The organism is Povalibacter sp. (genome assembly GCF_036735925.1).
Classification (GTDB): domain Bacteria; phylum Pseudomonadota; class Gammaproteobacteria; order Steroidobacterales; family Steroidobacteraceae; genus Steroidobacter.
This window is the reverse complement of sequence record NZ_DAINNK010000037.1, coordinates 23,598-50,470: the sequence shown is the minus strand read 5'-3', so window position 1 is coordinate 50,470 and position 26,873 is coordinate 23,598. Positions and strand designations below refer to the sequence as shown.

Annotated in this window: 25 protein-coding genes; 5 read left to right on the top strand and 20 right to left on the bottom strand. The window is 65.7% G+C overall.

All coding sequences use genetic code 11. The features are described 5' to 3' along the window. The 3 genes from V7D81_RS12755 to V7D81_RS12745 form a co-directional block, all read left to right on the top strand. The coding region (locus V7D81_RS12755; RefSeq protein ID WP_324316912.1) for an AIR carboxylase family protein at positions 1-215 on the top strand (215 nt) is incomplete at its 5' end. Further along, on the top strand, positions 212-1,297 hold the full coding sequence (locus V7D81_RS12750) for a 5-(carboxyamino)imidazole ribonucleotide synthase (protein WP_324316911.1): 1,086 nt from the start codon (positions 212-214) through the stop codon (positions 1,295-1,297). The genes V7D81_RS12755 and V7D81_RS12750, both read left to right, overlap by 4 nt. Positions 1,298-1,482: 185 nt before the next feature. Then, complete coding sequence (locus V7D81_RS12745) at positions 1,483-2,784, top strand: AAA family ATPase (RefSeq protein WP_324316910.1); 1,302 nt, start codon at positions 1,483-1,485, stop codon at positions 2,782-2,784. 123 nt (positions 2,785-2,907) lie between these two features. On the opposite strand, the gene V7D81_RS12740 is transcribed toward V7D81_RS12745, so the two are convergent. From V7D81_RS12740 to V7D81_RS12705, 8 genes are all read right to left on the bottom strand, one after another. Next, on the bottom strand, positions 2,908-3,129 hold the full coding sequence (locus tag V7D81_RS12740; protein ID WP_324316909.1) for a hypothetical protein: 222 nt from the start codon (positions 3,127-3,129) through the stop codon (positions 2,908-2,910). Positions 3,130-3,208: 79 nt separating this feature from the next. Continuing rightward, positions 3,209-4,714: a metalloprotease TldD gene (tldD, locus tag V7D81_RS12735; protein ID WP_324316908.1), complete on the bottom strand. Its 1,506-nt coding sequence runs from the start codon at positions 4,712-4,714 to the stop codon at positions 3,209-3,211. A 35-nt stretch (positions 4,715-4,749) separates the two neighbouring features. Next, positions 4,750-5,580 carry a carbon-nitrogen hydrolase family protein gene (locus tag V7D81_RS12730; RefSeq protein WP_324316907.1) on the bottom strand — a complete coding sequence of 277 codons (831 nt, stop codon included), beginning with the start codon at positions 5,578-5,580 and terminating at the stop codon, positions 4,750-4,752. A gap of 17 nt (positions 5,581-5,597) precedes the next feature. Next, positions 5,598-9,572 (bottom strand): YhdP family protein, encoded by a 3,975-nt coding sequence (locus V7D81_RS12725; protein WP_324316906.1) that lies wholly within the window; start codon positions 9,570-9,572, stop codon positions 5,598-5,600. A gap of 104 nt (positions 9,573-9,676) precedes the next feature. Further along, positions 9,677-11,161 carry a ribonuclease G gene (gene rng, locus V7D81_RS12720; protein WP_324316905.1) on the bottom strand — a complete coding sequence of 495 codons (1,485 nt, stop codon included), beginning with the start codon at positions 11,159-11,161 and terminating at the stop codon, positions 9,677-9,679. Then, positions 11,158-11,781, bottom strand: coding sequence for a Maf family protein (locus V7D81_RS12715; RefSeq protein WP_324316904.1), 624 nt, complete (start codon positions 11,779-11,781; stop codon positions 11,158-11,160). Before V7D81_RS12715 ends, rng begins: the two co-directional genes overlap by 4 nt. 104 nt (positions 11,782-11,885) lie before the next feature. After that, positions 11,886-12,434 carry an O-acetyl-ADP-ribose deacetylase gene (locus V7D81_RS12710; RefSeq protein ID WP_324316903.1) on the bottom strand — a complete coding sequence of 183 codons (549 nt, stop codon included), beginning with the start codon at positions 12,432-12,434 and terminating at the stop codon, positions 11,886-11,888. A gap of 17 nt (positions 12,435-12,451) precedes the next feature. Then, positions 12,452-12,835, bottom strand: a complete 384-nt coding sequence (locus V7D81_RS12705; protein WP_324316902.1) for a hypothetical protein — start codon at positions 12,833-12,835, stop codon at positions 12,452-12,454. Between the two features lie 291 nt (positions 12,836-13,126). On the opposite strand from V7D81_RS12705, the gene V7D81_RS12700 reads away from it, so the two are divergent. Then, positions 13,127-13,927 carry a serine/threonine-protein kinase gene (locus tag V7D81_RS12700; protein WP_324316901.1) on the top strand — a complete coding sequence of 267 codons (801 nt, stop codon included), beginning with the start codon at positions 13,127-13,129 and terminating at the stop codon, positions 13,925-13,927. A 110-nt stretch (positions 13,928-14,037) separates the two neighbouring features. On the opposite strand, the gene rlmH is transcribed toward V7D81_RS12700, so the two are convergent. The 11 genes from rlmH to V7D81_RS12645 form a co-directional block, all read right to left on the bottom strand. Continuing rightward, positions 14,038-14,505 carry a 23S rRNA (pseudouridine(1915)-N(3))-methyltransferase RlmH gene (gene rlmH / locus V7D81_RS12695; RefSeq protein WP_324316900.1) on the bottom strand — a complete coding sequence of 156 codons (468 nt, stop codon included), beginning with the start codon at positions 14,503-14,505 and terminating at the stop codon, positions 14,038-14,040. A 62-nt stretch (positions 14,506-14,567) separates the two neighbouring features. After that, the gene (gene rsfS, locus V7D81_RS12690; RefSeq protein WP_324316899.1) at positions 14,568-15,113 is read right to left on the bottom strand and encodes a ribosome silencing factor; all 546 of its coding nucleotides are present in this window, start codon (positions 15,111-15,113) and stop codon (positions 14,568-14,570) included. Between the two features lie 2 nt (positions 15,114-15,115). After that, entirely contained in the window at positions 15,116-15,757 is a 642-nt protein-coding gene (gene nadD / locus V7D81_RS12685) for a nicotinate-nucleotide adenylyltransferase (RefSeq protein WP_324316898.1), read from the bottom strand. Next, a complete protein-coding gene (gene holA / locus V7D81_RS12680) occupies positions 15,754-16,782 on the bottom strand; it encodes a DNA polymerase III subunit delta (RefSeq protein WP_324316897.1) in 1,029 nt (342 codons plus the stop codon). The genes nadD and holA overlap by 4 nt, the downstream gene beginning before the upstream one ends. 310 nt (positions 16,783-17,092) lie before the next feature. Next, entirely contained in the window at positions 17,093-18,967 is a 1,875-nt protein-coding gene (locus V7D81_RS12675) for a M1 family metallopeptidase (protein ID WP_324316896.1), read from the bottom strand. A 103-nt stretch (positions 18,968-19,070) separates the two neighbouring features. Next, positions 19,071-19,415, bottom strand: a complete 345-nt coding sequence (gene mnhG, locus V7D81_RS12670; RefSeq protein ID WP_324316895.1) for a monovalent cation/H(+) antiporter subunit G — start codon at positions 19,413-19,415, stop codon at positions 19,071-19,073. Then, on the bottom strand, positions 19,412-19,699 hold the full coding sequence (locus V7D81_RS12665) for a K+/H+ antiporter subunit F (protein WP_324316894.1): 288 nt from the start codon (positions 19,697-19,699) through the stop codon (positions 19,412-19,414). The genes mnhG and V7D81_RS12665 overlap by 4 nt, the downstream gene beginning before the upstream one ends. Further along, on the bottom strand, positions 19,696-20,181 hold the full coding sequence (locus tag V7D81_RS12660) for a Na+/H+ antiporter subunit E (RefSeq protein ID WP_324316893.1): 486 nt from the start codon (positions 20,179-20,181) through the stop codon (positions 19,696-19,698). Before V7D81_RS12660 ends, V7D81_RS12665 begins: the two co-directional genes overlap by 4 nt. Beyond that, a complete protein-coding gene (locus V7D81_RS12655) occupies positions 20,178-21,821 on the bottom strand; it encodes a monovalent cation/H+ antiporter subunit D (RefSeq protein WP_324316892.1) in 1,644 nt (547 codons plus the stop codon). Before V7D81_RS12655 ends, V7D81_RS12660 begins: the two co-directional genes overlap by 4 nt. Next, positions 21,818-22,162 carry a Na+/H+ antiporter subunit C gene (locus V7D81_RS12650; RefSeq protein ID WP_324316891.1) on the bottom strand — a complete coding sequence of 115 codons (345 nt, stop codon included), beginning with the start codon at positions 22,160-22,162 and terminating at the stop codon, positions 21,818-21,820. Before V7D81_RS12650 ends, V7D81_RS12655 begins: the two co-directional genes overlap by 4 nt. After that, entirely contained in the window at positions 22,162-25,098 is a 2,937-nt protein-coding gene (locus V7D81_RS12645; RefSeq protein ID WP_324316890.1) for a monovalent cation/H+ antiporter subunit A, read from the bottom strand. The genes V7D81_RS12650 and V7D81_RS12645 overlap by 1 nt, the downstream gene beginning before the upstream one ends. Before the next feature lie 327 nt (positions 25,099-25,425). Between V7D81_RS12645 and V7D81_RS12640 the strand changes: the two genes are divergently transcribed. After that, positions 25,426-25,845, top strand: a complete 420-nt coding sequence (locus V7D81_RS12640; RefSeq protein ID WP_324316889.1) for a hypothetical protein — start codon at positions 25,426-25,428, stop codon at positions 25,843-25,845. Between the two features lie 17 nt (positions 25,846-25,862). Here the strand turns inward: V7D81_RS12640 and trhO are convergent, their stop codons facing one another. Next, the gene (gene trhO / locus V7D81_RS12635) at positions 25,863-26,843 is read right to left on the bottom strand and encodes an oxygen-dependent tRNA uridine(34) hydroxylase TrhO (RefSeq protein ID WP_324316888.1); all 981 of its coding nucleotides are present in this window, start codon (positions 26,841-26,843) and stop codon (positions 25,863-25,865) included. Positions 26,844-26,873 lie beyond the last annotated feature (30 nt).

Below are 26,873 nucleotides of genomic sequence, written 5' to 3'. Positions count from 1 at the left end.
ACAGCCTGCTCTCGATTTTGCAGATGCCCGCCGGCATTCCGGTCGGCACGCTCGCCATCGGTCAGGCCGGCGCCACGAATGCCGCGCTGCTCGCCGCCGCCATCCTGGCGAACAAGTACCCGGCGATCCAGCAGGCGCTCGACAAGTTCCGCAGCGACCAGACCGCCGGCGTACTGGCGCATCCCGATCCCGCAATCGCACCGCGTCACCCATGAAGATCGGCATCATCGGTGCGGGTCAGCTCGGACGCATGCTGGCCCTGGCGGGCTATCCGTTGGGCCTGCGCTTCGCCTTTCTCGATCAGGGCACCGATACGCCGGGCGCGCAGGTCGGACACATCGTGCAAGGCGCCTTCGACGATCCGGCCGCGCTCGCGGAACTGGCGAAGCAGGTCGATCTCATCACGTTCGACGTCGAGAACGTTCCCGTCGATGCCGTGCGCGACATCGCGCAGCAGCGCCCCTTCCTGCCGCCCGTCGACGCGCTCGGCGCATCTCAGGACCGGCTGCACGAGAAGACGCTGTTCCGGAAGTTGAAGATTCCCACGCCGGAATTCGCCGCCGTCGATTCGCTGCAGGATCTGCAGGCGGCCGCAAAACGCATCGGCATTCCGGGCGTACTCAAGACGCGCCGGCTCGGCTACGACGGACGCGGCCAGTACTTCATCCGCAGTGCCGACGATGTCGAGAAGGCCTGGTCGATGCTCGGCACCGTGCCGCTGATCTACGAAGGCTTCGTGAACTTCAGTCGCGAGGTGTCGGTCATCGGCGCCCGCAGCACGCGCGGCGAAGTGCGCTGCTATCCGCTGTCGGCGAACACGCATTCGGAAGGCATCCTGCGTTACTCGATCGCGCCCTACAACAATGCGCGCCTGCAGAAATCCGCCGAGACCTATCTCAAGCGCATCCTCCGGCATTTCGACTACGCCGGCATTCTCACCATCGAATTCTTCGTACAGCGCGGCAAGCTCATCGCCAACGAAATGGCGCCGCGCGTCCACAACTCGGGACACTGGACCATCGAAGGCGCACAGACCAGCCAGTTCGAAAATCACGTGCGCGCGATTCTCGGACTGCCGCTCGGCAGCACGGCGGCCATCGGCCACTCGGCCATGGTGAATTTCATCGGCACGATCCCGACGCTCGAACGGGCGCTGAAAGTCCCGGGCGTGCACTTCCACAGCTACTGCAAGGAGCCGCGCCCGAATCGCAAGCTCGGCCATTGCACGATCACCGCCGCCTCCGCGACGGCGCGCGACCGCGCCCTGCGCAGCCTGATGAAACTTAAGGTCAGTTGAAGCGGTCCGAAGACCCGAAATAATGACCGCGGACGGCGCAGCGACACGGAACGTGATGCGTTTCCAGTCTCCGGTTCAGCGGGTTGCCGTTTCTTTGTGTCCCCGGACATGAGCCCGTACACTTCGCCGGCCCGGCAGGCCGGCCGGGATCGACGACATTTCCACAGGCGGGGCCGCCGGGATCCATGTATCTGGAGTTATTCAAGCTGCAGGAATTGCCGTTCCGGCTGACGCCCGATCCGGCCTTCCTGTACCTGTCCAAGCATCACGCCCGCGCCAAGGCGTACATGGAATCGACCATCTGGTTCACGGATGGCTTCGTCGTCATCACCGGCGAGATCGGATCGGGCAAGACGACGCTGATCGAAACCTTCCTCAAGGAACTGGAGAAGGACGTCGTCGTCGCCCAGATCAACCAGACCCAGGTATCCGCGATCGAATTCCTGCAGAGCGTGCTGGTGCAGTTCGGCTTCCAGCCTTTCAAGATGAAAAAGGCGGAGCTGCTCGCGACGCTCAATGATTTTCTCGTCGAACAATACGCCAACGGCCGGCGCGTGCTGCTGATCGTCGACGAGGCGCAGAACCTGTCGAACAAGGTGCTCGAGGAAATCCGGCTGCTCTCCGGCATCGAGACGACCAAGGAAAAAGTCCTGCGCATCATCCTGGCCGGCCAGCCGGAACTGAACGACAAGCTGAACTCGGCTGGCCTGGTGCAGCTGGCGCAACGCATCCGGCTGCGTTTCCATCTCACGCCGCTGTCGAAGAACGACATGGCGTCGTACATCCAGCACCGGCTCGAAGTCGCGGGTTCGCAGGGCCGCGAAATTTTTCAGCCGGACACCTTCCCGATCATCTATCGCTACACCGGCGGCATTCCGCGACTGGTCAACACGCTGTGCGACACCTCGATGATGGCCGCCTTCGGGCAGGACCACGACATCGTGACCGTCGCCGACGTGAATGCCGCCATCGAAGAAATGCAGTGGATCGAGTACGCCGAGCGCTCCGTCAAGCTGCAGGTGCTGACGCACCCTATCCCGCAGGTTCCGGACGCCACCGGCGAGCGCCGCCTGGTCCTGGGCCGGATCCTGGTGGGCGTGAATGGCGCGACCATCGCCGAACGCGAACTCTCGGTCGGCCGCTTCATCATCGGGCGCACCTCCGACAACGATCTGCAGATCGACAGCAAGTTCGTCAGCCGCCATCACGCGCAGATCATCACGACGGCACAGAGCTGCGTGATCGAGGATCTGAACAGCACCAACGGCATCCATGTGCGCTCGAAACGCGTGCGCCGCCGCATCCTCAACGACGGCGACGTCGTGCAGATCGGCCAGCACGAGATCATGTATTTCGACGAACGCCTGTCGCGCACCCGCGTGCTGCCGAACGACGGCGAAGATGATGCGGTGCCGATGCTGCGCAATACGGTGCAAGACACCGAAGACGAGGACGAGGATCAGGACTCGGTCGGCGCCCGCCGCTGAGTCGGTTCTGTTGTAGGTCAGGCTTTGTAGGTCAGGCTTTGTAGGTCAGGCTTCAGCCTGACTCCTGAGAAAAGAAGGCCGGCTGAAGCCGGCCCCACAGCAAGACGAGATCGAGAGACGCCGTCAGTCGTCGAGCGACTTGCTGCTGTATTCCGCCTGCGTGGTGCGGTAGTCCTTGCGTCGCAGCCACAGCACGATGCCCGCCAGCAGGCTGAGCGACCCCAGCAGCAGCAGCACGCCCGGCAGCGTCTGCATCTCGATCAGCCAGGCGGCGCCGAGCAGCACCAGCCCGACCAGCATGTAGAGGTAGGGGATCAGTTCGTAGAGCGGTCGGGCGATCCACATGGCCGGGTCGAAAGTACTAAGGGACGCCGCCGCATCCTAGCAGCGCGACACGAACCGGCGCCATCCGGGCGTTGGCAGCCTATTCCGTCGCCGTCCCGCCGACCGTCAGGCCATCGATGCGCAGGGTGGGCTGGCCGACGCCGACCGGCACGTCCTGCCCTTCCTTGCCGCACGTACCCACGCCCTCATCCAGCTTCAGGTCGTTACCTACCATCGAGACGCGCCGCAGCACGTCCGGACCGTTGCCGATCAGCGTGGCACCGCGCACCGGACGGGTCAGTTTGCCGTCCTCGATCAGGTAGGCCTCGCTCGCCGAAAACACGAACTTGCCCGAGGTGATGTCGACCTGGCCGCCGCCGAAATTGCGGCAATACAGCCCCTTCTGGACCGAGCCGATGATTTCCTGCGGATCGTGCTTGCCCGCCAGCATGTAGGTGTTGGTCATGCGCGGCAGCGTCATGTGCGCGAACGATTCGCGACGGCCGTTGCCGGTCGCCGGCACGCCCATCAGTCGCGCATTGAGCTTGTCCTGCAGGTAACCGCGCAGCACGCCGTTCTCGATCAGGGTCGTGCACTGGGTGGGCGTGCCTTCGTCGTCGACGTTGAGCGAGCCGCGCCGCGAACCGAGCGTGCCATCGTCGACCACCGTGCATTGATCGGACGCGACCTTCTCGCCGACGCGGCCGGAGAACGCCGAAGTGCCCTTGCGATTGAAATCGCCTTCAAGCCCGTGCCCGATGGCCTCGTGCAGCAGGATGCCGGGCCAGCCCGGACCGAGCACGACGGTCATCGATCCCGCCGGTGCTGGTGTCGCTTCGAGATTCACCACGCCGCCGCGCACGGCTTCGCGCACCAGCTCCTTCCAGCGATCGTTCTCCAGGAAACGCCGGAACCCATAGCGACCGCCGGTGCCCGCATAGCCCTGCTCGCGCCGGCCGTTCTGTTCGACGATGACGGAGACGTTCATGCGCACGAGCGGACGCACGTCCGCAGCAACGGTGCCATCGCTGGCCATGACCAGCACCACTTCGTGCGAGCCGGACAGACTCGCCATGACCTGTTTCACGCGCGGATCGAGGCGACGCGCTTCGACATCGATCTGTTCGAGCAGCTTCACCTTCTCCGGATCGCTGAGACCTTCGATCGGATCCTCGGGCAGGTACAGGCGATGTCCTGCCGTCGGCTGCCAGGCCTTGAGACTGGCATTGCCGCCGCTGCGCGCGATGGCACGCGCCGCATGCGAAGCCTCGGTGAGCGCCGGCAGCAGGATTTCATCCGAATAGGCAAAGCCCGTCTTCTCGCCAGCGAGCGCACGCACGCCGACGCCCTGCTCGATGCTGTGTGCGCCATCCTTCACGATGCCGTCTTCCAGCGACCAGGATTCGTCGCGGCTCAGCTGGAAGTACAGATCGGCGTAGTCGACGCTGTAGCCCATGACGCTGCCCAGCACGTTCGCGATGCGCTGATCGTCGAGTCCCGACGGCGCCAGAATCGCCTGACGCGCCAGATCGAGCGGCTGCGCGGCGCCCGCGGCGGATGGCAATTCGAGGTGCAGGCTGGATGTGGTGCTGGAAACGTTGGACATGGGTGAGCGATCTCGACTTCGATCAGGGGAAAGGACTACAGGCCACCGATCGCGAAGCGCCGATGGTTCAGCGCCGGAAAGCGACCGCGCAGTTCCTGTAGCACAGTATGGTCGATTTCCGCGATTGCCAGCCCGGGACCGGGCGCCGCCACGCGCGCCAGTACATGGCCCCACGGGTCGACGATCATCGAATCGCCGTGGGTCTCGCGTCCGTTGGCATGATGTCCGCCCTGCGCGGGCGCCAGAACGAAGCTCAGATTCTCCACGGCCCGCGCCCGCAGCAGGATTTCCCAGTGGGCCTTGCCGGTCGGGGCCGTGAACGCAGACGGCAGGCTCAACACCTCGGCGCCCTGCGACTGCATCACGCGAAATAGCTCGGGAAACCGGACGTCGTAACACACGGCCATCCCCAGCCGACCGATGGGTGTCGTAACGACGGTGGGCGACCGACCTGCAGCGATCGTCGCGGATTCGCGATAGCGCTCCTCGCGGCCCGGAATGTCGACGTCGAACAGATGGATCTTGTCGTAGCGCGCGACGCAACGTCCCTGATCGTCGAACAGCAATGATGCCGCGGCCACCTTGCCGGGCGATTCGGGCACCTGGATCGGCGCCGTACCGCCGAGGATCCACAGCCGCAGCTCGCGCGCCGTATGCGCGAGGAATGCCTGAATCGGCCCTTCGCCGAAGCTCTCGCCGACTTCCAGCTTGTCGGTCTCCTTGTGACCCATGATCGCGAAGTTCTCGGGCAGCGCGGCGAAGACCGCACCTTCGCGACGCGCCTGTTCGAGCAGCGTGCGCGCACTGGCGAGATTGGCGGAGACGTCCGGACCGGACGTGAGCTGGATGACGGCGGCAACTGGCATCGGTGATCTCGTTCCTGCTACATCGACGCGCCTTCGCGCGCACTGTTCGCAGCTTCCTTGCCCTGCGCCGCCTCGACTCGTTCGATGACGGGATTGTCCCACGGCCCCGTGATCCGGTAGTAACCGCGCGTCATGCCCTTCAGCGGTTCCTTGAAGACCTGCGAAAAGAGCAGCAGCGCGGCACCCACGGCGGGGCCTCCGGCCAGCGCGCCGGCCACCGGCAGCGAGGCGCCGAGGTTGCCGGTGACGATGGCGGTCTGATCGTAGTCGCGCACCCCCAGGCCCGTGCGTCCCGCAATACCGATCTCGGCTGCCGGTCCGCGCAACAGCAGGTTGCTGGTGTACGCATTGCCATCGCGCAATTCGAAATCGCCGTGGATCTTGTCGAAGCTCAGACCCTTGTCGGTGAGATCGCTGAAGTCCAGCGCCAGCCGCCGCGGCAGTGCGGCGACGCTGAACAATCCCAGCATGCGGCCCGCACCGGGCTGCACGCTGACGAGCTGTCCGTCCTCGGCCGACACTGCGACGCTGCCGGAGGCGCGGCCGAGGAAATCGCTGTCGAATCCGCCCGGCCACGACAGTCTGGCCGTCACTTCGCCGTGCCTGGCTTCGACGATGGGTGTGTAGTTGAGCGCCCGCAGCGTCGTCGCGACATCGGTGCTAGCGATGGTCGCCGTCATTTCCGCGCGTTCGCCGTCCGGCGTCACCAGCCATTGCGCATCGGCTTCGGCCCGCACCGCTTCCTGCACGATCGTCAATCCATCGACGCGGATTCCCATCGGCACGCGCGTCGCGCGCAGGTCGATCGAACCGATCGAATGATCCTCGTAACGGAAGTCCTGCACGAAGGCCCGCAGGTTCGGCCAGCTGCGCGGATCGCGACCGCTTCCCGACGGCGTGCTCTGCTTGTTCTCGCGCGAAACCACCAGATGATCGAGCCGCACCGTCAGCGCCTGCGAACTGGCGAAATCTTCCGGAATGCTGAGTTCGCCGGCCGCGCTCGGCCCCGTGACGTCGATCTTCCACGTACCCTCCTTCGTCTGCATCAGGCCGCGCACGTCCGGAAACTGGTAGCCGAACAACTGCAGCGTGCCGATCTTCAGATTGGCTGCACGCAGAACGTCGGAGACGCGCGTCTTGCCCGGCGAATCGCTGCGCAGCGCAAACCAGTCGTCCAGCACCAGCCGGTCGAGCGAGCCTTCGATGCGCAGTCCTGGATGCGGCGGCAGCGCGGCGGCGATGGCATCGGCGCGAACGCCGCCGCGATCGAAGTTCCAGCCATCGGCGCGTTTCGCGAGTCGCACGAGCGAACGCACGTCGCCCAATGCGGTGCGCAGCAGGATCTCGTCGTCGCCGTCGAATTCGATTTCCGCACGCAGCGCGCGCGTTTCATCTTCAGGCTTGCCGACCGGATGAGGCAGCGCGATGCCGAAGCCGGCCAGATCGCTGTCGAGCACGAACTTGCGCGGCTGCTGATGCGATGGTTCTTCCGCCGTGCCAGCGGTCAGCTCGGATGACAGGCGCCAGTCGGTACTGCCGCTGAGCTTGATGCTCGACGGCAACTTGAACGTCGACGCGAGTTGCGTCGCGCTCGTTCGACCGGTGGCGGCCAGTCGCGCTGCCGGCCTGTCGCCTGCGAGCGGATCGATCGCGATCTTCACCGGACCGTCCAGCCAGGTGCCTGCGAGATCGGCCGATTCCGGCAGCGTCTGGCGCACCGTCAGCGAACCGTTCAATGAACTGATCGGCGCCTCCAGTCCGCTCGCGGCCAGCGTCGCATCGCGCACCTGCGTCGTGACGACGGTGCGCCGGTTGGCGATCTGCTTGAGCGGCAGCAGCAAATTCACGTCGCTCTCGATCGCTCCGTGGCCGCGCAGGCCGTTGAACAGATCGCCCAGCGCATCGCGGATCGGGCTGGTCTGCAGCAGCGACAGGCCCTGGCCGAGATCGCCCGTGGCCTTCGCCTCGACGGCGAGGACGCTCTTCTTGAAGTCCGCGATGCTCGCCCTGACCTGCGACACCTGCAGACCGCCGATCTCGGCCGTGCCCGTGAGGACTTTCATTCCCTCGTTGCGGAATTCGAAGCGGCTGGCAAGTTCGTGCGCCTGCGCCCAGCCCTCCTGATAGTTGAGTACGCCGTTCTCGATGCGCCCGCGCGCAACGAATTCGCCTTCGCCGCGACGGAACGGCACGGCGCGGGTCGGCCCCTTGAAGAAGACCTGCGCATCCCGGACGCGACCGTCGAGAAATGCATGATCGAGCCAGTCGAGCGCCTTCGGCGAGAACTTGTTGGCCGGCAGGTATTTCGGCGTGGCCGCGACGCGCAGGTCATCCGCAGTCGCTTCGAGATCGAGAACGGGCGACGCCGATCTGTCCAGCGGCAGCGTCACGGCGATGCGTCCCTGCGCGTTGCCGTCCTCGGTGGCGACACGCAGTTCATCGCTGGCGACGTACCAGCCATCGTCGTGGCGCTGCCAGCGAATGTCGCCCTGCGCCGATTGCGCCACGAGCGGCGTGCGGAACATGCGCGGCAGTTCGAAGGTGACGTTCTTCGCGTCGAGACGGACGCTGCCATCGCCCTCGTTCCCTTCCACATGCGCACTCAGTCCGCTGAAGCCGGGCACGCGCAGCACGGGCTGCACGCCGATATCCACCAGATCCGCTTTCACCGAGTAGGTCGGCAATGCACCGGATTGCGCGCGGGCAAGGTGGGCATCCAGGTTGGCAATGGTGCCGTGCGCCGCGAGCGCTCGCAGGCGTGCGGCCTGTTCGCTTTCGGGCAGGTAGGCCAGCAGCGGCCAGAGATTCTCGAGCACCAGCCGATCGGCATTGAGCGCGACATCCAGCGCGCCGCCGTCCCACCGCGACCATTGCGCTGCGATTTTCTGCGCCTTCCACGGCGAGTCCTTCCGCGAAACATCGAGATCCGTCAGCGTGGCCTGCCAGGTCCCGTCGCGGCGCTCCGCCGCGAGCTTGAGTGCCAGCCGGTCGAACGCGACGAGCGACGGCGCCGTCGGCTGGCTTTCCGCCTCGACCGGCGCAGGCGCTGCCGCCGGGACCTCTTTGTCGGCACACGGATGCCCGGTGCAGTCGTCATCCTCTTCGTGCGGCTGCAGCACTTCGGGACCGGGCAGCGGCGTCACCCATTCCGGCGCCAGCGCGCTGACGCTGTTCAGATCCAGGTTCGCAGTGACCGACGCCGGCTGCGAACCGCGGAACGATGCCGACAGAGCAATCGAACCCTGTCCCGTTTCCGGCACGAACCACTGGTTCGGCATCACGTCGGCCCAGCCGGCGAGATCCAGTCCCCTGCCTTCCAGCGCGAATCGCGACGTCAGCGAATCGACCTGGTCGAGTTCGCCCGCGACATGCGCCGAGAATTCGAGCGACTGCCCCAGCGTTCGCGGCAACGCGGCATTGCCGTTCAATTCGAGCAGATCGTTCTGACGCACCAGCGTGAAGTTGATGCCGGACAACGACCACGGCCCGCGACCGGTGATTTCGTCGCGGAAACTCACCTCGGCGTTGCGCACGCGGAACTGCCCCACCGGCAGCGACTCCACTGCGATCGTCTTCGGCTGCTCCTCCAGCACGCTCTGTCCCAGCAACCGCACGCGTCCTTCGCGAGTGCGGATGAGCGCGATCTCCGGCGAATCCAGCGTGAACCGGCCAGCGGTGAGGCGGCGCTCGGCCAGCGACGTCCACCAGTCGAAGCCCACGCTGCCGCGCCGCGCCGTCGCCAGCACGCGCGTGCGATCGGTCGTCCGCACGACGGCGTCGTAGAACACCAGTTCCGGACCGTACTGGCGCAGACGGGCGCCGATGCGACTGAATTCGATGACGAGACCCGTCTTGTCGCTCACCCACTGCTGCAGTTCCACGCGGTACTCGGGTACGCGCGTCACGGCGAACTGGAATGCGCCCAGCAGCGAGCCCAGCAGCACGATGACCGCAGCGACGGCGATCAGGGTGCGTTTGAGTGGGGTGGGCATCGGGGACGGGCCTACAGGCTACGGGCGACAGGCGACAGGCAACAGGCGACAGGAAGGAGCAGCGCTCTGGCTGTCGCCTGTAGCCTGTCGCCCGTCGCCTCTCCTCACATCAACACCACGTCATACTGATCCTGCTGATACAACGCCTCCGTCTGCAGCCGGATCGGCTTGCCGGTGTGCACTTCCAGTTCGGCGAGCGCGGCGGATTCCTCGTCGAGCAGGCGTTCGATCACGTCCTGATGCGCCAGCACCATCAGTTCCTGGAACTGGAATTGACGCGATTGGCGCAGGATTTCCCGGAAAATTTCGTAACAGACTGTTTCCGTGGTCTTCACGAAGCCGCGACCCTCGCAGGTAGGACACGAGCTGCACAGCATGTGTTCCAGGCTTTCGCGCGTCCGCTTGCGGGTCATTTCCACCAGACCCAGCGGCGATACCGACGAGATGTGGTTGCGGGCGTGATCGCCGACCAGCGCCTTCTCCAGCGCCTGCAGCACCTGGTGGCGGTGCTCCTCTTCTTCCATGTCGATGAAGTCGATGATGATGATGCCGCCGAGATTGCGCAGGCGCAGTTGCCGGGCGATCGCCACCGCCGCTTCGAGATTGGTGCGGAAGATCGTTTCCTCCAGCGTGCGATGGCCGACGTAGGCGCCCGTGTTCACGTCGATGGTCGTCATGGCCTCGGTCTGGTCGAACATGAGGTAGCCGCCGGACTTGAGCGGCACTTTTCGTTCCAGCGACTTCTGGATCTCCTCCTCGACGCCGTACAGATCGAAGATCGGCCGGTCGCCGTCGTACAGTTCGATGCGCTCGGTCATTTCCGGCATGAACGTGCGCGCGAAGTCCTTCATGCGCTGGAAGGTCTCTTCGTGATCGACGCTGACCTTGTCGACGCCGCTGGAGACGACGTCGCGCAGCACGCGCACGGCGAGCGGCAGATCTTCGTTCACGAGATTGCCTGGCCGCGTCGAAGCCGCCTTTTCGCCCAGCACTTTCCAGAGCTTCTGCAGGAACAGCATGTCGGCGCGCAGCGCGTCGGGACTCGCTCCTTCCGCGGCGGTGCGCACGATGTAGCCGCCCGACTCCTCGCTCTGCAGAAACAGATTGGCGGCCTCGCGCAGTCGATGACGCTCGGCTTCGTCTTCGATGCGCGCCGAGATGCCGATGCCCTTGCCCTTCGGCATGTAGACGAGATACCGCGACGGAATCGTGATGAACGTCGTGAGCCGCGCACCCTTGGTGCCGAGCGGATCTTTCAGCACCTGCACCAGGATCTCGCTGCCTTCCGTGACGAGCGACTGGATTTCCTGGCTGCTGGTGCCCGTCACCGGCTGGTCGGGCTGACCGTTTTCGCCCACGGCCGGATGCACGATGTCGGAAGCGTGCAGGAAGGCCGTGCGTTCGAGGCCGATGTCGATGAAGGCCGCCTGCATTCCCGGCAGCACGCGCGAGACACGTCCTTTGTAGATATTGCTGATGAGGCCGCGGCGGTTGGCGCGCTCGAGGAAGATTTCCTGCAGCACGCCCTCTTCCACCAGCGCGGCGCGCACTTCGCGCGGGCTCACGTTGATCAGGATCTCCGCCGTCATGCCGACACCCCGATCCGCGATTCCGTCCTGTCCAGCGTCCAGCCCGTCATGCGCAGCAGTTCTCCTGTTTCGAACAAGGGCAGTCCGACGATGCCGGAATAACTGCCCGCGATGCGTTCGATGAACACGGCCGCCCGGCCCTGGATGCCGTAGGCGCCCGCCTTGTCGACCGGTTCGCCCGATTCCCAGTACGCGGCGATCTCCTCTTCGCGCAATGCGCGCACGCTGACGTCGCTGATGCTGACGCGGCAGTCGCAGCCGCCGGCATGACGCACGGCGACGGCCGTGTAGACCTGATGCGTGCGCGCCGACAGCCGTCGCAGGATGCGCAACGCGTCGTCGCGATCCCGCGGCTTGCCGAGCACGTCATCGCCCAGCGCGACCGTCGTATCGGACCCGAGCACCGGCGCGCGTTCCGCGGCGGACAACCGTTCCCAGAGCGCTTCGGCCTTCGCGATGGCCAGGCGGCGCACGTAGTCGACCGGCAGTTCGCCCGGCTTCAGCGATTCGTCGATGTCGACCGGCCGCACCCGGTGCGCGACCCCGATCTGGGTCAGCAGCGCGCTGCGCCGGGGCGATGCGGAGGCCAGCCAGATCAATGAGTTGGAAGAGCTTGTCATCCGTCGAAGGATACAGGCGGGCGCCGGTCGAATGCATTCACCCGGAGCGGAAATTTTCCGGTGGGGCGCGTTAATCGGCGCTGAATCCTTCCGCGCGGCCGCGATCAGCGCGAGGGGAATTGCTGATGACGGACGAACACGTCGGCGTCGGCCGGGCTGAAGAACACCAGCCATACCTGCTCGATGCGACGCAGTTGCGGCAGCAGCCCGGCAAGGGCCTGCGAGACGACCTGCGCGGCCTGCGGTTTCGGATAGCCGTAGACACCCGTCGAAATCGCGGGGAAAGCGATGCTGCGCAATTCGAGCGACTCGGCGAGTTCGAGCGACTTGCGGTAGCACGAGGCCAGCAGGTCCGCCTCGGGGCGATCCTGTCCCCAGACGGGACCGACGGTGTGGATCACGAATCGCGCCGGCAGTTCGCCCGCCGTCGTGGCAACGGCTTCCCCCGGCGGCAGGCCGCGCGGATAGTCGCTGCGACGGATCTGCCGGCACGCTTCGAGGATCGCCGGCCCGCCGGCACGATGGATGGCGCCGTCCACGCCGCCGCCGCCGAGCAGCGATGAATTCGCGGCATTGACCACGGCATCGACGGCAGCGGTCGTGATGTCGCCGGTTTGCACGATCAGCCGCCCGGCGAGGTATTCGCGCTGCATGGCGATCGTCCGCGACGTCAGTCGATTTCGCGGCGCGCCCAGCGCCGCGCCCGCTCGGGATCGTCGAACACCTGCATCTGGATGATGTCGCCGATCTGATCGCTGATGAGGATGATGACGTGCAGGGCCGCCGCCAGCGCGCCGGGGCGGACGACCATGGCCCAGCGGCGTTTGTGCGTGCCGGCAATGTGGACGATGAAGTCGCGGTAGCGCTGGGTTTCGGAGTAGTCCCACTGACCGTGGGATTCGCGCAGATCGCACACCGAGCTCATGCCATCGCGGAACGACGGGTCCTGGCGACTGCGCCGGACCATGTCGATCAGGCCGTCGACGGTCACTTCGCCGCGGACGTGCACGTACAGCAGACCATCCGTTTCGTGGATCGAAAAACTGGACTCCATGCGCACCGACTGTCCCCACCGCCTGCGGCATCACACGAACAAGGCGAGCATCATAGCCGTCCTGCCGCAGGGATCGACCGGGCAAGGCGTGCGGCAATTCCTGAAAATAATGGCCTGGAGTGGGTCGGCCGGCCACATATTCGTGACACATTCCCCTTGCCGCCCGCTGCTGCGCTGCGTAGCGTGTGCGGCCTGCACGCAATCGAGAAAAGTGGACTGGGCCGCGAGCGTCATTGAGCGATGCGCGAATCTGACAAACCGGGGGGAACGGGGCGCAAACCAGTGCTTCCCGTGTTTCCCGTCATTCCGGGCTACCGGTTCCTGCAGACCATCGCGCGGTCCATCAAGTCCGAGATCCACGTCGCCTACTCCGCGGAGCTGGGCCACAACGTCGCAGTCAAGGTGCTGCGCACGGGGCCGCAGTCCAGCGCCGAGGCCGGCGAAGAGGAACGCTTCGAGCGTGAGCGCGAACTGCTGACACGCATCCGCCATCCCGCCATCGTCGACGTGTACGACTGGGGTCACGGCGAGGATTTCCGCTACATCGTCACCGAATACTTCACGGGCGGCAGCCTGGAACTGCGCATCCGCAATCTCATGACGGTGCGCGATACGGTCGACATCTTCCTGCAGATCGCCGGCGCGCTGGTCGCCGTGCACGCCGCCGGACTGTGCCATCGCGATCTCAAGCCGGCCAACGTGATGATGCGGCCCGACGGTCGCATCGTCCTCATCGACTTCGGCCTCGCCAAGCACATGGAAGCGAGTACGCAGCTCACCAGCGCCGGCGAAGTCCGCGGTTCGCCGTACTACATCAGCCCCGAACAGGCCGAGGGCGCCCCGGTCGATCAGCGCAGCGACCTCTACAGCCTCGGCGTGATCCTCTACGAAATGCTCACCGGCACCCGTCCGTTTCGCGGCAGCACGGTGATCGCGATCATCCAGTCGCATCGCAACGATCCCATCCCCACCCTGCCGCCCGAACTCAGCCGCTTCCAGCGCCTGATCGACGGCCTGCTGGCGAAGAATCCGGCGGAGCGGTTTCCGAGCGTGGAAACGGCGGTGGCGGAGCTGGCGCGATTGAAGGTGTGAGGGATCTTGCTGTGGGGCCGGCTTCAGCCGGCCTCTGAGGAGTCAGGCTAAAGCCTGACCTACAGACCGAGGCCGGCTGAAGCCGGCCCCACAGCAGGAGAGAACTCGCGCTATGCGCGATGGTACGGATGCCCCTTCACGATGCTCACCGCCCGGTACAGCGCCTCCGCCACCATCACCCGCGCCATGCCATGCGGCAGCGTGAGCGCTGACAGCGACCAGCGCAGATCCGCCTTCGCATCCAGCTCCGGCGCGATGCCATCGGGCCCGCCAATCAGAAAGGCGACGTCGCGACCGTCGCGCGCGCGGGTTTCGAGGAATTTCGCGAGCTGTTCGCTCGTCATGGATTTGCCGGTGACCTGCAGCGCGACGACGAACGCACGCGCGGGAATCGCCGCCTGCATGCGCTCGCCTTCCTTCGCAATCGCCTGTTGCGGACTGCCGCTGCCGCGCTGGCCGAGCGGCACTTCCTTCAGTTCGAGCCGGTAGTCCGCCGTCAGCCGGCCCGCGTAATCGGCGTAAGCCTCATTCACCCAGTTGGGCATCCGGGTGCCGGCGGCGATGAGGCGCAGGAGCATAGGAAGAGTGACGAGGGTCAACTACCCCTCGTGACTTACGTGACCTTCGTGACTTTCGTCACTCATTCCCCCACCGCCGCATCCCGCCGCGCCGCGCTCACGTCCCACAGGTTTTCCAGGCGATACAGCTCGCGCACGCGCGGCAGCATGATGTGAACGATCGCATCCTGCAGATCGACCAGCACCCATTCGCCGTCACGCTGTCCTTCCACGCCCATCGGGCGGAAGCCGGCCTTCTTCGCCTGTTCGATCACCTTCTCGGCGATCGAGCGGACGTGACGGTCGGAATTGCCGGACGCGATGACCAACGTATCGGCGATGTCCGTCAGCTTGCGGACGTCCAGCACCTTCACCTGCACGGCCTTCATGTCGTCGAGCGCATGCTCGACCACCTTGATCAGGTCGTTGGCAGGTGCGGCAACCTTCGGCCGCTTCGCGGCCGCGGCTTTCGCCACGGGTTTGACGGCGGCGGGCTTCGCCGCGCGCGCTGGAGCCTTCTTCTTGACGGGTGCTTTGGATGCGCCGGCCTTCCGCTTCGCGGCGGCGGGCTTGCGTGCTGCGGTGGAGGAACCGGATCGTCGTGAAGTGCTTGCGCGCTTTTCGGCCATGCTCACCTCTTGGGTCGGTAACACCCGGATTGGGCAATGATCGCCCGCACGGAGTCGGGCATCAGGAAGCGGGGATCGCGCCCCGCGGCAATCGATTTGCGGACTTCGGTCGAGGAAATCTCGAGCTGCGTGACCGCATGAATGTAGATGCAGCCCGCCAGCGATTCGTGCAGATCGTTGATGCGCCCGGTGCCGCGATCGACCAGCAGTTCGCCCAGCGGACCCATGCTCGGCGCGCGCCAGCCCGGACGATGCGCAACGACGAGATGCGTGAGATCGAGCAGTTCGCGCCACTGATGCCACTTCGGCAGGCCGAGGAAGGCATCCATGCCGACGATCAGGCACAGCGCGCGGTCGGGAAAATCGGTCCGCAGCGTGCGCATGGTGTCGACCGAATACGACAGCCCTTCGCGCCGGATCTCGCGATCGTCGACGACGAAACCCGGCTGACCTTCGGTGGCAGCGCGCACCATCGCCAGCCGTTCCTCCGCGCCGGCGATCGTGCCTTCGCGATGCGGCGGATTGCCTGCCGGCATGAAACGGATTTCCGTCAGACGCAGCGACTGCAGCAATTCGAATGCGGTGCGCAGGTGCCCGAAGTGAATCGGGTCGAACGTGCCACCGAAAATACCGATCGGATTCATGCGGCCCTCGCGCGTGCCAGCCGCACTCCGCAGAACCGTGCAACCAGACTTTCCATCTCGATCCAGGGATCCGTACGCAGCACGCCCTTGATGGCGCGATCGACGCGGGCGGCATCCAGCAACAGGCCGCGCAGCGCGCCCGGCTTCAGTCGCGCCAGCGCCTGCTTCATCGCGGCCTGCCGCGGCCGCCAGACGTAAACCGAATTCATTGCGGCATCGACGCTCTGCCCGTTGGCGACCAGGTGCTGGACCTGCGCCATCCATTGCAGATCCTTGTTGACCGCCCACAGCACCAGGACGATCTCGACATCCTCACCGCGCAGGCCTTCGAGAATGCGCAGGGCGCGTGCTGTTTGCCCGCGCATCGCGGCCTCGCCGAGCTGCAGCACGTCGAAGCGCGCGCTGTCGGCCACGGCATCCAGCACAGTTTCAGTCGTTACAGGTCCAGGCGGCAGCAACAGGGCCAGCTTCTCCACTTCCTGATGCGCCGCGAGCAGGTTGCCCTCGACCCGTTCGGCGAGCAGGCCAGCCGCTTCGGCATCCGCCTTCAGTCCGTGCCGGCCAAGACGTTCGCGAATCCAGCCCGGCAGACGCTGCAGGTCGATCGGCCAGATCTGGGTCACGACCCCGCGCTTGTCGATGGCGCTCACCCACTTGGAATTCTGTACGCGCCCATCCATCTTGCCCGTGATGACGAGAACCACGTTGTCGGCCGAAGGATTCTCGGCCAGTTCGACGATGGCATTGCCGCCCTGATCGCCGGGCGTCGGATTGGTCATGCGGATCTCGACGATCTTGCGCTGCGCGAACAGCGACATCGCGCGGCTCTCGGCGATCAGCGCATCCCAGTCGAAACCGCGTTCGACGACGTGCAGATCGCGCTCGGTGAATCCTTCCGAGCGGGCACGCGCGCGGATCGCATCGGCCGCTTCGTTGACCAGCAGCGGATCGTCCCCCGACACGAGATAGATCGGGGACAAACCGCGCGACAGCGAGGACGCGAGGTTATCGCCGGTGATTTTCACTGCGGGTGACCAGGACGACGATCGGATGGGTTGGACAAGGAACGCCGTTCCGCGGAGATGGAACGTTGCAGGAAGACATGAACGGCGTACGGATCGTCGGCACTCTCGGGCGCGAACAGCTTGGGGCCAGTGCGGGCGATTATGGCCCAACGGTCCGGGGGACGGAAGCGGAAAGAGGGTTTCACACGGAGTTCGGAAGAGGAAGATTTCACACAGAGAGCAGTGCTCTTCCTGTGGGGCCGGCTTCAGCCGGCCTCTTCAAGTGCAAAGGCCGGCTGAAGCCGGCCCCACAGGAAATCTAATCCGGCTCTTATGGTTTCCCTACCAATTCGTCGAGCTGCGCCGCGAGGGGAACCTGGTACAGCGGGCGGGCCCTGGCATAGATGCGCTGCGCCATCTGCTTGCCGTCGGTGGTCTTGAGCAATTCCTCGTAGAGATCCTTGACCAGTTTGCGGCGGCCAATGGTCGTCAGGTAGTTCTCGAGGCGCGGCCACGCGGGGGTGTAGCCGGCGCGGATCGCATCGAGCAGCCAGCTGTGCGCAATCATGGCGTTGGTCGATGTCGTGAGATGGAAGGCCTCGTCGAGTTCAGCCATGCGTGCGCTCGACAGATCCGCCGGCATGTTGTCGAGGAAGTGCAGCCATTCGTGCGTGGTCCACTTCGACGTGTCCAGCGACTTCGCCGGCGTCGCGCCTTTCAGCCACGCATCGCGCTGTGCGTCGATGCGCTTGAAGGCATCCGAATGCGGCAGCACCGCGAGCGCCGGAATGCCGGGTTCATCGAGCCACACCTGCAGCTCGGCCCGCGTGATGCGCGCATCCGCCCGATCGAGTTCGTGCTTCGTCAGATAGTCGACGAACGTCCCGGCGCTGATGCTCTGGAAAGCGAAGTGATCGAAGTAGCCGCGCAGGAAGCGGTCGAGTTCGGCCCGGCCCAGTCGCGATTCCAGGAAACCCAGAAACAGCCGACCCTTTTCGTAAGGCACATCGGAAAACGCATCGTCCGGATCGCGGCCCTTGAGATCCATGTCGAGCTTCGTCAGCGCCGCATCGCCCTGCTCCGTGAGATCGGCAATATCGCGCTGCAGCGACTGCAGTCCGAGCGTGTCCTCCATTTCATGGCGCTCGCGGCCGTAGAGCGCTTCGATGATGCGGCGCTCCAGGTAGGTGGTGAATCCTTCGTTGAGCCAGACGCTGTCCCAGTCTGCGTTGGTCACGAGATTGCCGGACCAGGAATGCGCCAGTTCGTGGGCGATCAGCGAGACGAGGCTGCGATCGCCCGCGATGACCGTCGGCGTGAGGAACGTCAGACGCGGATTCTCCATGCCGCCCCACATGAAACTCGGCGGCAGGATCAGGAGGTCGTAGCGTCCCCAGCGATACGGGCCGAACAGCTTTTCGCAGGCCTCCAGCATCGACTGCACGTCGGCGAACTCGGCAGCCGCTGCCTCGACGACTGCCGGCTCCGCGTACACGCCCGTCTGTTTGCCAATCGGACGGAACACCAGATCGCCGACGCCGAGCGCAATCAGATACGAAGGAATCGCCTGCGGCATTCTGAAACGATAATCGCCATCGCGTTGCGCATCGGGATCGTTTTCCGCGCTCATCACCGCCAGCAGTTCCGGCGGCGTGCGGATGTGCGCGTCGTAAGTGAGGCGCACCTGCGGCGTGTCCTGCAACGGAATCCAGCTGCGCGCATGGATCGCCTGCGACTGCGAATACAGGTACGGATGTTTCTTGCCCGCGGTCTGCGACGGTTCGAGCCATTGCAGCCCGCTCGCCTGCGGTGAAGTCTCGTAGTGGATGCGCACCAACACATCCTTGCCCTGCGCAGACGCCGGCAGCTCGATCGACAGCGGCGCTCCGAGCATCGGCTGCGCCTCGCCGAGCGTGAACTTCAGCGCGACGGGCTGCGGCTGCAGCAACTCCACCTTGCTGACGGTCAACCCGCGCGTATCGAGCACGATGCGGCGCGACTGCGGATCGAGCCGCTGCAACGTCAAATCGGCATGGCCGCGCAAGCGCTTGCGCGCGAAATCCGCCTGCAGATCCAGCGACAGGTGCGTCGCACGGAACTCGCGCGTATTGGCGAATGAATGCGCATCGCCGGACGGTACGGCGGCATGAATGGTCGGCGACAGAGTCATCAGCAATGCACCAATGGCGGCAAACCTGACGGACATGGCGTGCTCCTCGGGCAGGATGGTTTTCTGTGGGTCAGGCTTCAGCCTGACTGTTTTCAGGCCGGCTAAAGCCGGCCCCACAGCAGGAGAAGCTCATGAGCCTTCAATCCTCCGGCGACTGCCGCGCGCGGCGCGCCTCGTGCACGCCGGTGCGATAGATCGCGGCGCGCATGATCATCATCGCCGACACCGGCGCCGTCATGACCATGAACAACGTGATCATCAGCTCATGCAGGATGGGACGACCGGCCATCGCGGAGGAGATCACGATCGAAGCGATCAGGATGCAGCCGGTGCCGAGCGTGTTGCCCATCGAGGGGCTGTGCATGCGCATGTAGAACGTCGGCATCTTCAACAGGCCGATCGCGCCGAGCAGGCACAGCAGCCCGCCGCAGACCAGCAACAGGGAGGCGATCAGCGCCGCCCACACGGGCAGTTCGGTCATCATGGCTCGATCACCTCGCCGCGCAGCAGGAACTTGCTCAGCGCCATCGAACTGACGAAGGCGAACAGCGCGATCAGCACGGCCATGTCGAAATAGATGGTCGACGTGGAGCGGATGCCGAGCAGCAGGATCGACAGCATGCCGTTGACGTACAGGGCATCGAGCGCCAGCACCCGGTCCTGCGCGGCGGGGCCGCGGATCAGCCGTATGCCGGCGCAGGTCATCGCGGCCATCAGACAGAACTGCGCGAAGCCGGCGGCCCAGTCGAGAAGCACGATGGCGTTCATTCGAAGATCTCCATCAGCGGTCGTTCGTAGCGGTCCTTGATCGTCCGCACCCAGGCGGCTTCGTCATGGATGTCGAGAATGTGCAGCACCAGCCGTCCCTGCACGCGATCCATGTCGACCCAGACGGTTCCCGGCGTCGCGGTGAGGATCATGGCGAGGATGGCGAGGCCATGCGGATCGCGCATGTCGAGCGGAATGGTCACCAGGCCCGGCCCGCCGCCCGTGATGCCGCGCAGCACCACCTTCGCCACCATGATGTTCGACTTCACGATGTCGATCAGGACGACGAAGACCAGCCCGACCACCACGTACAGATGCTTGACCTTCGGCCGCAGCGGCCGCCAGCTGCGGCTCGAGTTGGCGAAGAAGATCGCCAGCACCGCGCCCAGCAGCAGGTGGCCGGTCGACAGCGAGTTGTTGAGCAGCAGCCACGCCACGAACAGCGCGATGGCCAAGACGAAAGGAAAGGGTCCGCGCTTCATGGCAGACCCACCGCGGCCGCCGGCTGCGCCAGCACCGCTTCGATGTACATCTGCGGGTCATGCAGGGTCTGCGCGGCCGACTGCAGGTAGTTCATCATCGGGCCTGCATACGCCGTGAGCGCCATGGTCAGCAGCAAGAGGAACGCCACCGGCCCCGCCTCGATGAAGCGCAGGCGCGGCGTCGTGCGTTCGGTGGACGACCAGAACAGGCGGATGCCGATGCGGCTCAGCGCAATCAGCCCGGCAAGTCCGCCGGCCAGCACCGCGACCAGCAGCGCCCAGCTCGTCGGCGGCAACTCGCCTGTGTTCATGGCCTGCACGATCGAGGACAGCAGGGCGAACTTGCCCACGAAGCCCGACAGCGGCGGCAGGCCGGTGACGAGCAGCACGCAGAACACGAATGCGAGGCCGAGGAAGGCCATCGCTGCTGGAATCGCGACACCGACCTCCTCTTCCCTGCTGTACGAGTCGCCGGGCTCGTCGATGTCGAAGGCGCGATAGCTCACTGCGGGCATGGGCGCGACATCGGCCATGTCGGTGACCGAGCCGGTGCGCGTGCGCTCCGTCATGCCGTTCAGCATGAAGAACGCGCCGGTCGCGAGCACCGAGCTGACCATGTAGAACAGCGCCGGCGCGGTGAGGTTCTGCGCTCCCGACCCGACGGCCGCCAGCAGCGTGCCCGAAGACACGATCACCACGAATCCGATCAGCCGGCTCAACTGCTGCGATCCCACCAGACCGACGATGCCGAACACCAGGGTCGCGAGTCCGCCGTAATACAGCCACTCGCCGGCCAGCGGCGCCGGTGCCGCGGCATCGCCCAGCAGCACGCTCAATCGCAGCACGGCGTACACGCCCACCTTGGTCATGATCGAGAACACGGCGGCGACGGGTGCGCCGGCCGCGGCGTACGCCGGCGGCAACCAGAAATTGAGGGGCCACGTCCCCGCCTTCACCAGGAAGGCAATCGCCATGATGGCGACGCCGGCATCGAACAGTCCGCGATCCGTCGCCGCGATGGTGCTCCAGCGCACGCTCAGATCCGCCATGTTCAGCGTGCCGGCGATGCCGTAGATCAGCGCGAGCCCGGTGAGGAACAGCAGCGACGCCACCAGGTTGACGACGATGTACTGCAGACCCGCCTTGACGCGGGCCGGGCCCGAGCCGTGCAGCATCAATCCATACGAGGCGGCCAGCAGCACTTCGAAGAACACGAACAGGTTGAACAGGTCGCCGGTCAGGAACGCGCCGTTCAATCCCATCAGCAGGAACTGCGACAGCGGCAGGTAGTGCACGCCGACGCGTTCCCAGCGTGCCACCGAATACAGCAGCGCCGGCAACGCCAATATCGCGCTCAGCGCGACCATCAGGGCCGAGAGACGATCGACCACCAGCACGATGCCGTACGGCGCCGGCCAGGCGCTGATGGGATAGACGCCGATCCCCTGATGCCACACGTGCGGCACGGCGTCGGTGGTCAGCCACATCAGCCCCAGTGCGACGGCGAGTTGCGCGAGCGTCGACAGCAGCGCGATCGATTCGCGCACGCGCCGCTGCGATTCCGGAAACAGCAGCAGGGCCGCGCCCGTCACCAGCGGCAGGACGATCGGCAACGCCGGCAGATGCGCCCACGGGGTCACTTGTCGCGCTCCTTGCCGTCGACGTGGTCGGTGCCGGTCAGTCCGCGCGCGGCCAGCATCACGACCAGGAACAGCGCGGTGGTCGCGAAGCTGATCACGATCGCCGTCAGCACCAGTGCCTGCGGCACCGGATCGGCATACAGCAGCGGATCGGTCGCGCCGTCCGCGCGGATGATCGGCGGCCGCTCCACCGTGAGCCGCCCCATGCAGAAGATGAAAAGATTGATCGCATACGACAGCAGCGCCAGCCCGACGATCACCTGGAACGTGCGCGGCCGCAGGATCAGCCAGACGCCCGAGCCGGTCAGCACGCCGATGGCAAGTGCATAGACGAGTTCCATCACTGCGCTCCCGTCGGCGCGTCCGCCGCCGCTTCGACATGCACCTGGGTCGCCGCCGCGACCGCCGCCGGACGACGATGGCTGCGCAGCGACTGGTGAGCAATCGCGACCAGCATCAGCACGGTGGCGCCGATCACCAGCATGTACACGCCGATGTCGAACAGCAGCACCGAGGAAACATGGATCTCGCCGACGATCGGCAGCGTGCCATGCCACGCGAGCGCGCTGAGGAACGTATGCGACGCCAGCCACGCGCCCATGCCCGCCGCCGCCGCCGCCAGCAATCCGGCGGCCATCCAGTACTGCGGATGGATGCGCGTGCGCGACTCGACCCACATGGTGCCGGCGACGATGTACTGCGCGACCACGGACGTTGCCATCACCAGGCCGCCGACGAAGCCGCCGCCCGGCGCGTTGTGCCCGCGCAGCAGGAAGAACACCGAAACCAGCCCCGCCATCGGCAGCAACAGCCGCACGATGACGGCCGGGATCTGCATGTAGCTCGGCGGCAGCTGCTCGTCCGGATCCGGCAGGGCTGTCAGGCTGCGCGGCGCATCGTCGCGCTGGGCGCGCGGCACGCTCATCGACTCCGGCGCCGGGCGGAAACGTCGCAGCAGCGCGAACACCGTGAGCGCGACGATGCCCACCACCGTGATTTCACCGAAGGTGTCGAAGCCGCGGAAGTCGACCAGGATCACGTTGACCACGTTGCTGCCGCCGCCCTGCGGCAGCGCGCGCTCGATGAAGAATTCCGCCAGCGTCTGTTCGCCGCGCGGGCGGGTCATGATGGCGAAGGCGAAACTCGCCATGCCGAAGCCCACTGCGGTGGCGATGAACAGATCGCGAACCCGGCGCGCGCGCGCGCGCAGCGTGCGCCGGTCGGGGTCGTCGACTTCGATGCGCCGCGGCAGCCAGCGCAAGCCGAGCAGGATCAGCACGAGCGTCACGACTTCGACTGCGATCTGCGTCAGCGCCAGGTCGGGCGCCGAAAACCAGGCGAAGGTGAGACAGGTGATGAGCCCGGTGCCGCCCAGCATGACGAGCGCCGCCAGCCGGTGATACTTCGCCTGCATCGCCGCGCCGATGGCGCAGGCCGCGCCGATCAGCCACATCAGCGCGAAGGCCGGATCGACCCGCGACGGCGCCTGCGTGCCCCAGAAGGTGAAGCTTTCGTGCAGTGCGACCCAGGCCGCACCGACCGAGACGCACACCACCACGACGAGCTGGGTCTGCAGATGACGCGAGTACAGCCGGCGCTTGATGCGATCGGCCGACCGGATCAGCGCGACGATGATGACGTCGAACGCGCGCCGGCCGTCGAAGCGATCGATCAGCGGCGCGGCGCCATGCACTTCGCCGCGCCGCTTCAGGAACAGATAGAAGCCCGCGCCGCCCGCCAGCGCCAGCACGCTCATGACCAGCGGCTGCGTCAGTCCGTGCCACACGGACAGGCTGAACTCCGGCATTCCCAGGCCAAGGATCGAGCGGCCGGCACTGTGGAGGAATGGCCCGACCGTCACGGCCGGCATGACACCGACCAGCAGACACGCCGTCACCAGCAGTGCGCTCGGCGCCAGCATCCAGCGATGCGGATCGTGCGGCGTGCGCGGCAGATTGTCGGCGAGCGGACCGAAGAACACCTGGTGGATGAAGCGCAGCGAATACGCCACGCTGAAGGCGCTCGCGAGCGTCGCCACTGCGGGCAGACCGATGCGCAGCCACGGACTGTGTCCGGCAAAGATGGTCTCGGCGAAGAACATTTCCTTGGAGAGGAAGCCGTTGAGCAGCGGCACGCCGGCCATCGCCGCCGCCGCCACCGTTGCCAGCGTCGCCGTGATCGGCATGGCCTTGGACAACCCGCTCAGCAGCCGCAGATCGCGCGTGCCCGTTTCGTGGTCGACGATGCCCGCCGCCATGAACAGCGACGCCTTGAACGTCGCGTGATTCATCATGTGAAAGACGGCGGCGATCAGCGCCAGCGGACTGTTCATGCCCAGCAGCAGCGTGATCAGCCCGAGATGACTGATGGTCGAATACGCCAGCACGCCCTTCATGTCGCGCTGGAACACGGCCGCGAATGCACCGATCAGCAGCGAACACAGTCCCGCCCCGCCGACGATGAAGAACCACAGATCGGTGCCCGCCAGCACCGGCCACAGCCGCGCCAGCAGGAACACGCCCGCCTTCACCATCGTCGCCGAATGCAGGTACGCGGACACCGGCGTCGGCGCGGCCATCGCGTTCGGCAGCCAGAAGTGGAACGGGAACTGCGCGCTCTTGGTCAGCGCGCCCAGCGCCACCAGCACGACGGCGATCGGATACCACTCATGCGCGCGAATGATCTCGGCGGACGCGAGCACCTGGTCGAGATCGTAGCTGCCAGCGATCTGGCCGATGACGATCACGCCGGCGAGCAGACACAGTCCGCCGGCCGCCGTGACGGTCGAGGCCATGCGGGCACCACGCCGCGCATCGGGCAGGTGATACCAGTAGGCGATCAGCATGAACGAGGTCAGGCTGGTGAGTTCCCAGAAGATCACCAGCTGGATCAGGTTGCCCGACAGCACCATCCCGACCATCGCGCCCATGAACGCGAGCAGGAAGGAGAAGAAGCGCGGCACCGGATCGGCCGGCGACATGTAGTAGCGCGCATAGAGCACCACCAGCGCGCCCATGCCGGTGACGAGCTGCGCGAACAGCCAGGAATAGCCGTCGAGCCGCAGATAGAAATCGAGTCCGAACTGCGGCAGCCAGGGAATGACGACACGGACGACTTCGCCGTCGGCGATCTGCGGGAACAGGCTGATAGCGAGGCCGAAACAGGTGATGCTCACCGCTCCCGCGAGCCAGGCCTCGGCGTTGCGGGCATTCGACGGCAGGAAGGCGGCGCACAGCGCGCCCAGGAACGGCAACAGGACGATCAATGTCAGCTGCATGACCGACCGCTCCTTTTTCTCATCTCTCTCTGCCTCTTCGCCATCGTCGCCTGCTTGATTCGGGGCATGCCGGACCGCACGCCGGCATTCGTGGAGCGGTGTAGTGTCGGTTCCGCGCTAACTGCTTTCCTTGGGCGCATGGCGCCGCGTGGTGATACCGCACCGCATCCTGACGGAAGCAGCGACGGCCGCCAGATCGTAGCGGCAATCGCCGGAGCACGCACGCATTGTTTTCATTCGGGATTACGCTCGGCATCGCGGCCCAACCCCGTGCCGCGAAACGCGCGCGTGAGTACACTTCGTCGCGTCATTCTGGAAGTACTGCCCATGAAAAAGTCTTTCGCCACGGTTCTCGCGCTGCTTGCGCTGGCGGCCTGCGGCAATTCGCCGAGCCCTGCTCCGGTCGCGGCCCGTTCTTCCGCGCCCTCCGTCGACAACCTGCCGGCCGACGGCGCCTTCGTCGGTCGCGTATGGGTGTCCACCCGGCCGGGACGACCGCTCGGCTCCATGATCGTGTTCCTGCCCAATCGCAGCCTGATCATGGATTCGTGTTTCGAGACCTACCGGATCTCGGAATGGGGCGTCATGGGCGACACCATCCGCTGGCGCGAGGACAGCATTCCGATCGAAGCGTCGGTGTCGCTGCCCAGCCCGGATGAACTGACGCTGCAGATCGTCGGACAGAACGAGGCGCAGACGTATATCGCGGCGTCCGTGCCGTACGTGTGTCCGGACATGCCGAAGTGAAGCTTGTAGGTCAGGCTTTAGCCTGACTCCTTGGTTTGGCCTGATTCCTCAGAAGGCCGGCTGAAGCCGGCCCCACAGGAAGAAACAAAACCCTCCGCCCTGCGCCCGATGTGCTCTTCGCCGCGTCGCTTCGCCAGCTCCACCTGGCGATGGCGCTCGCGCAGACCGGCCTGCTTCTCCTGCGACTTCTGTCCATGACACGCGGGGCAACTCACGCCCTCGACGAACAGATCCGAGCGCTTGTCTTCCTCGCCGATCGGATTGCGGCACGAACGGCACAGATCATGTTTGCCGGGCTGCAGGCCGTGCCCGACGGCGACCCGCTCATCGAAGACGAAACACTCTCCCTGCCAGCGACTCTCGCTCTCCGGAACCGTCTCCAGGTATTTCAGAATGCCTCCCTGCAGGTGGTAGACCTCTTCGAAGCCTTCCGAGCGCAGGAACGCGGTCGACTTCTCGCAGCGGATGCCGCCGGTGCAGAACATCGCGACTTTCTTCTTCGCACGCAGTCCCTCGTGACTGCGGACCCACGCTGGCAGTTCGCTGAAGCTGCGCGTCTGCGGATTCACCGCGCCTGCGAAACTGCCGAGCGCCACTTCGTAGTCATTGCGCACGTCGACCACGACGACATCGGGATCCGCGATCAGCCGGTTCCAGTCCTGAGGCTTCACGTAGGTGCCGGCCATGCGTGTCGGATCGACGCCCGGCACACCCATCGTGACGATCTCCTTCTTGAGCCGCACCTTCATGCGATAGAAAGGTTGGCGCGACGCACCCGACTCCTTGTGTTCCAGATCGGCCAGGCGCGGATCGCGACGCAGCCAGTCGAGCACTTCGCGCACCTGCTGCGCCTCGCCCGCGATCGTGCCGTTCACGCCTTCGGCGGCGAGCAGGATCGTGCCCTTTACGCCGCGTTCTTCGCAGAACGCCAGCAGGGGCGCCTTGAGGTCGGCGAAATCCGGCAGGGCAACGAACTTGTAGAAGGCGGCGGCGATCATGGAAGGACACGGTCGGCGGGAGGGCCGGAA

Bases quoted from the DNA above. Each gene is read 5' to 3' on its own strand.
- tldD (WP_324316908.1), bottom strand. From the start codon at position 4,714: ATGTCCAACGTTTCCAGCACCACATCCAGCCTGCACCTCGAATTGCCA.
- V7D81_RS12750 (WP_324316911.1), top strand. From the start codon at position 212: ATGAAGATCGGCATCATCGGTGCGGGTCAGCTCGGACGCATGCTGGCC.
- V7D81_RS12650 (WP_324316891.1), bottom strand. From the start codon at position 22,162: ATGGAACTCGTCTATGCACTTGCCATCGGCGTGCTGACCGGCTCGGGC.
- rng (WP_324316905.1), bottom strand. From the start codon at position 11,161: ATGACGGCGGAGATCCTGATCAACGTGAGCCCGCGCGAAGTGCGCGCC.
- V7D81_RS12705 (WP_324316902.1), bottom strand. From the start codon at position 12,835: ATGGAGTCCAGTTTTTCGATCCACGAAACGGATGGTCTGCTGTACGTG.
- V7D81_RS12715 (WP_324316904.1), bottom strand. From the start codon at position 11,781: ATGACAAGCTCTTCCAACTCATTGATCTGGCTGGCCTCCGCATCGCCC.
- V7D81_RS12730 (WP_324316907.1), bottom strand. From the start codon at position 5,580: ATGCCAGTTGCCGCCGTCATCCAGCTCACGTCCGGTCCGGACGTCTCC.
- V7D81_RS12675 (WP_324316896.1), bottom strand. From the start codon at position 18,967: ATGTCCGTCAGGTTTGCCGCCATTGGTGCATTGCTGATGACTCTGTCG.
- V7D81_RS12660 (WP_324316893.1), bottom strand. From the start codon at position 20,181: ATGAAGCGCGGACCCTTTCCTTTCGTCTTGGCCATCGCGCTGTTCGTG.
- V7D81_RS12745 (WP_324316910.1), top strand. From the start codon at position 1,483: ATGTATCTGGAGTTATTCAAGCTGCAGGAATTGCCGTTCCGGCTGACG.
- rlmH (WP_324316900.1), bottom strand. From the start codon at position 14,505: ATGCTCCTGCGCCTCATCGCCGCCGGCACCCGGATGCCCAACTGGGTG.
- trhO (WP_324316888.1), bottom strand. From the start codon at position 26,843: ATGATCGCCGCCGCCTTCTACAAGTTCGTTGCCCTGCCGGATTTCGCC.
- V7D81_RS12665 (WP_324316894.1), bottom strand. From the start codon at position 19,699: ATGAACGCCATCGTGCTTCTCGACTGGGCCGCCGGCTTCGCGCAGTTC.
- V7D81_RS12740 (WP_324316909.1), bottom strand. From the start codon at position 3,129: ATGTGGATCGCCCGACCGCTCTACGAACTGATCCCCTACCTCTACATG.
- V7D81_RS12710 (WP_324316903.1), bottom strand. From the start codon at position 12,434: ATGCAGCGCGAATACCTCGCCGGGCGGCTGATCGTGCAAACCGGCGAC.
- nadD (WP_324316898.1), bottom strand. From the start codon at position 15,757: ATGAATCCGATCGGTATTTTCGGTGGCACGTTCGACCCGATTCACTTC.
- mnhG (WP_324316895.1), bottom strand. From the start codon at position 19,415: ATGATGACCGAACTGCCCGTGTGGGCGGCGCTGATCGCCTCCCTGTTG.
- V7D81_RS12645 (WP_324316890.1), bottom strand. From the start codon at position 25,098: ATGCAGCTGACATTGATCGTCCTGTTGCCGTTCCTGGGCGCGCTGTGC.
- V7D81_RS12725 (WP_324316906.1), bottom strand. From the start codon at position 9,572: ATGCCCACCCCACTCAAACGCACCCTGATCGCCGTCGCTGCGGTCATC.
- V7D81_RS12640 (WP_324316889.1), top strand. From the start codon at position 25,426: ATGAAAAAGTCTTTCGCCACGGTTCTCGCGCTGCTTGCGCTGGCGGCC.
- rsfS (WP_324316899.1), bottom strand. From the start codon at position 15,113: ATGGCCGAAAAGCGCGCAAGCACTTCACGACGATCCGGTTCCTCCACC.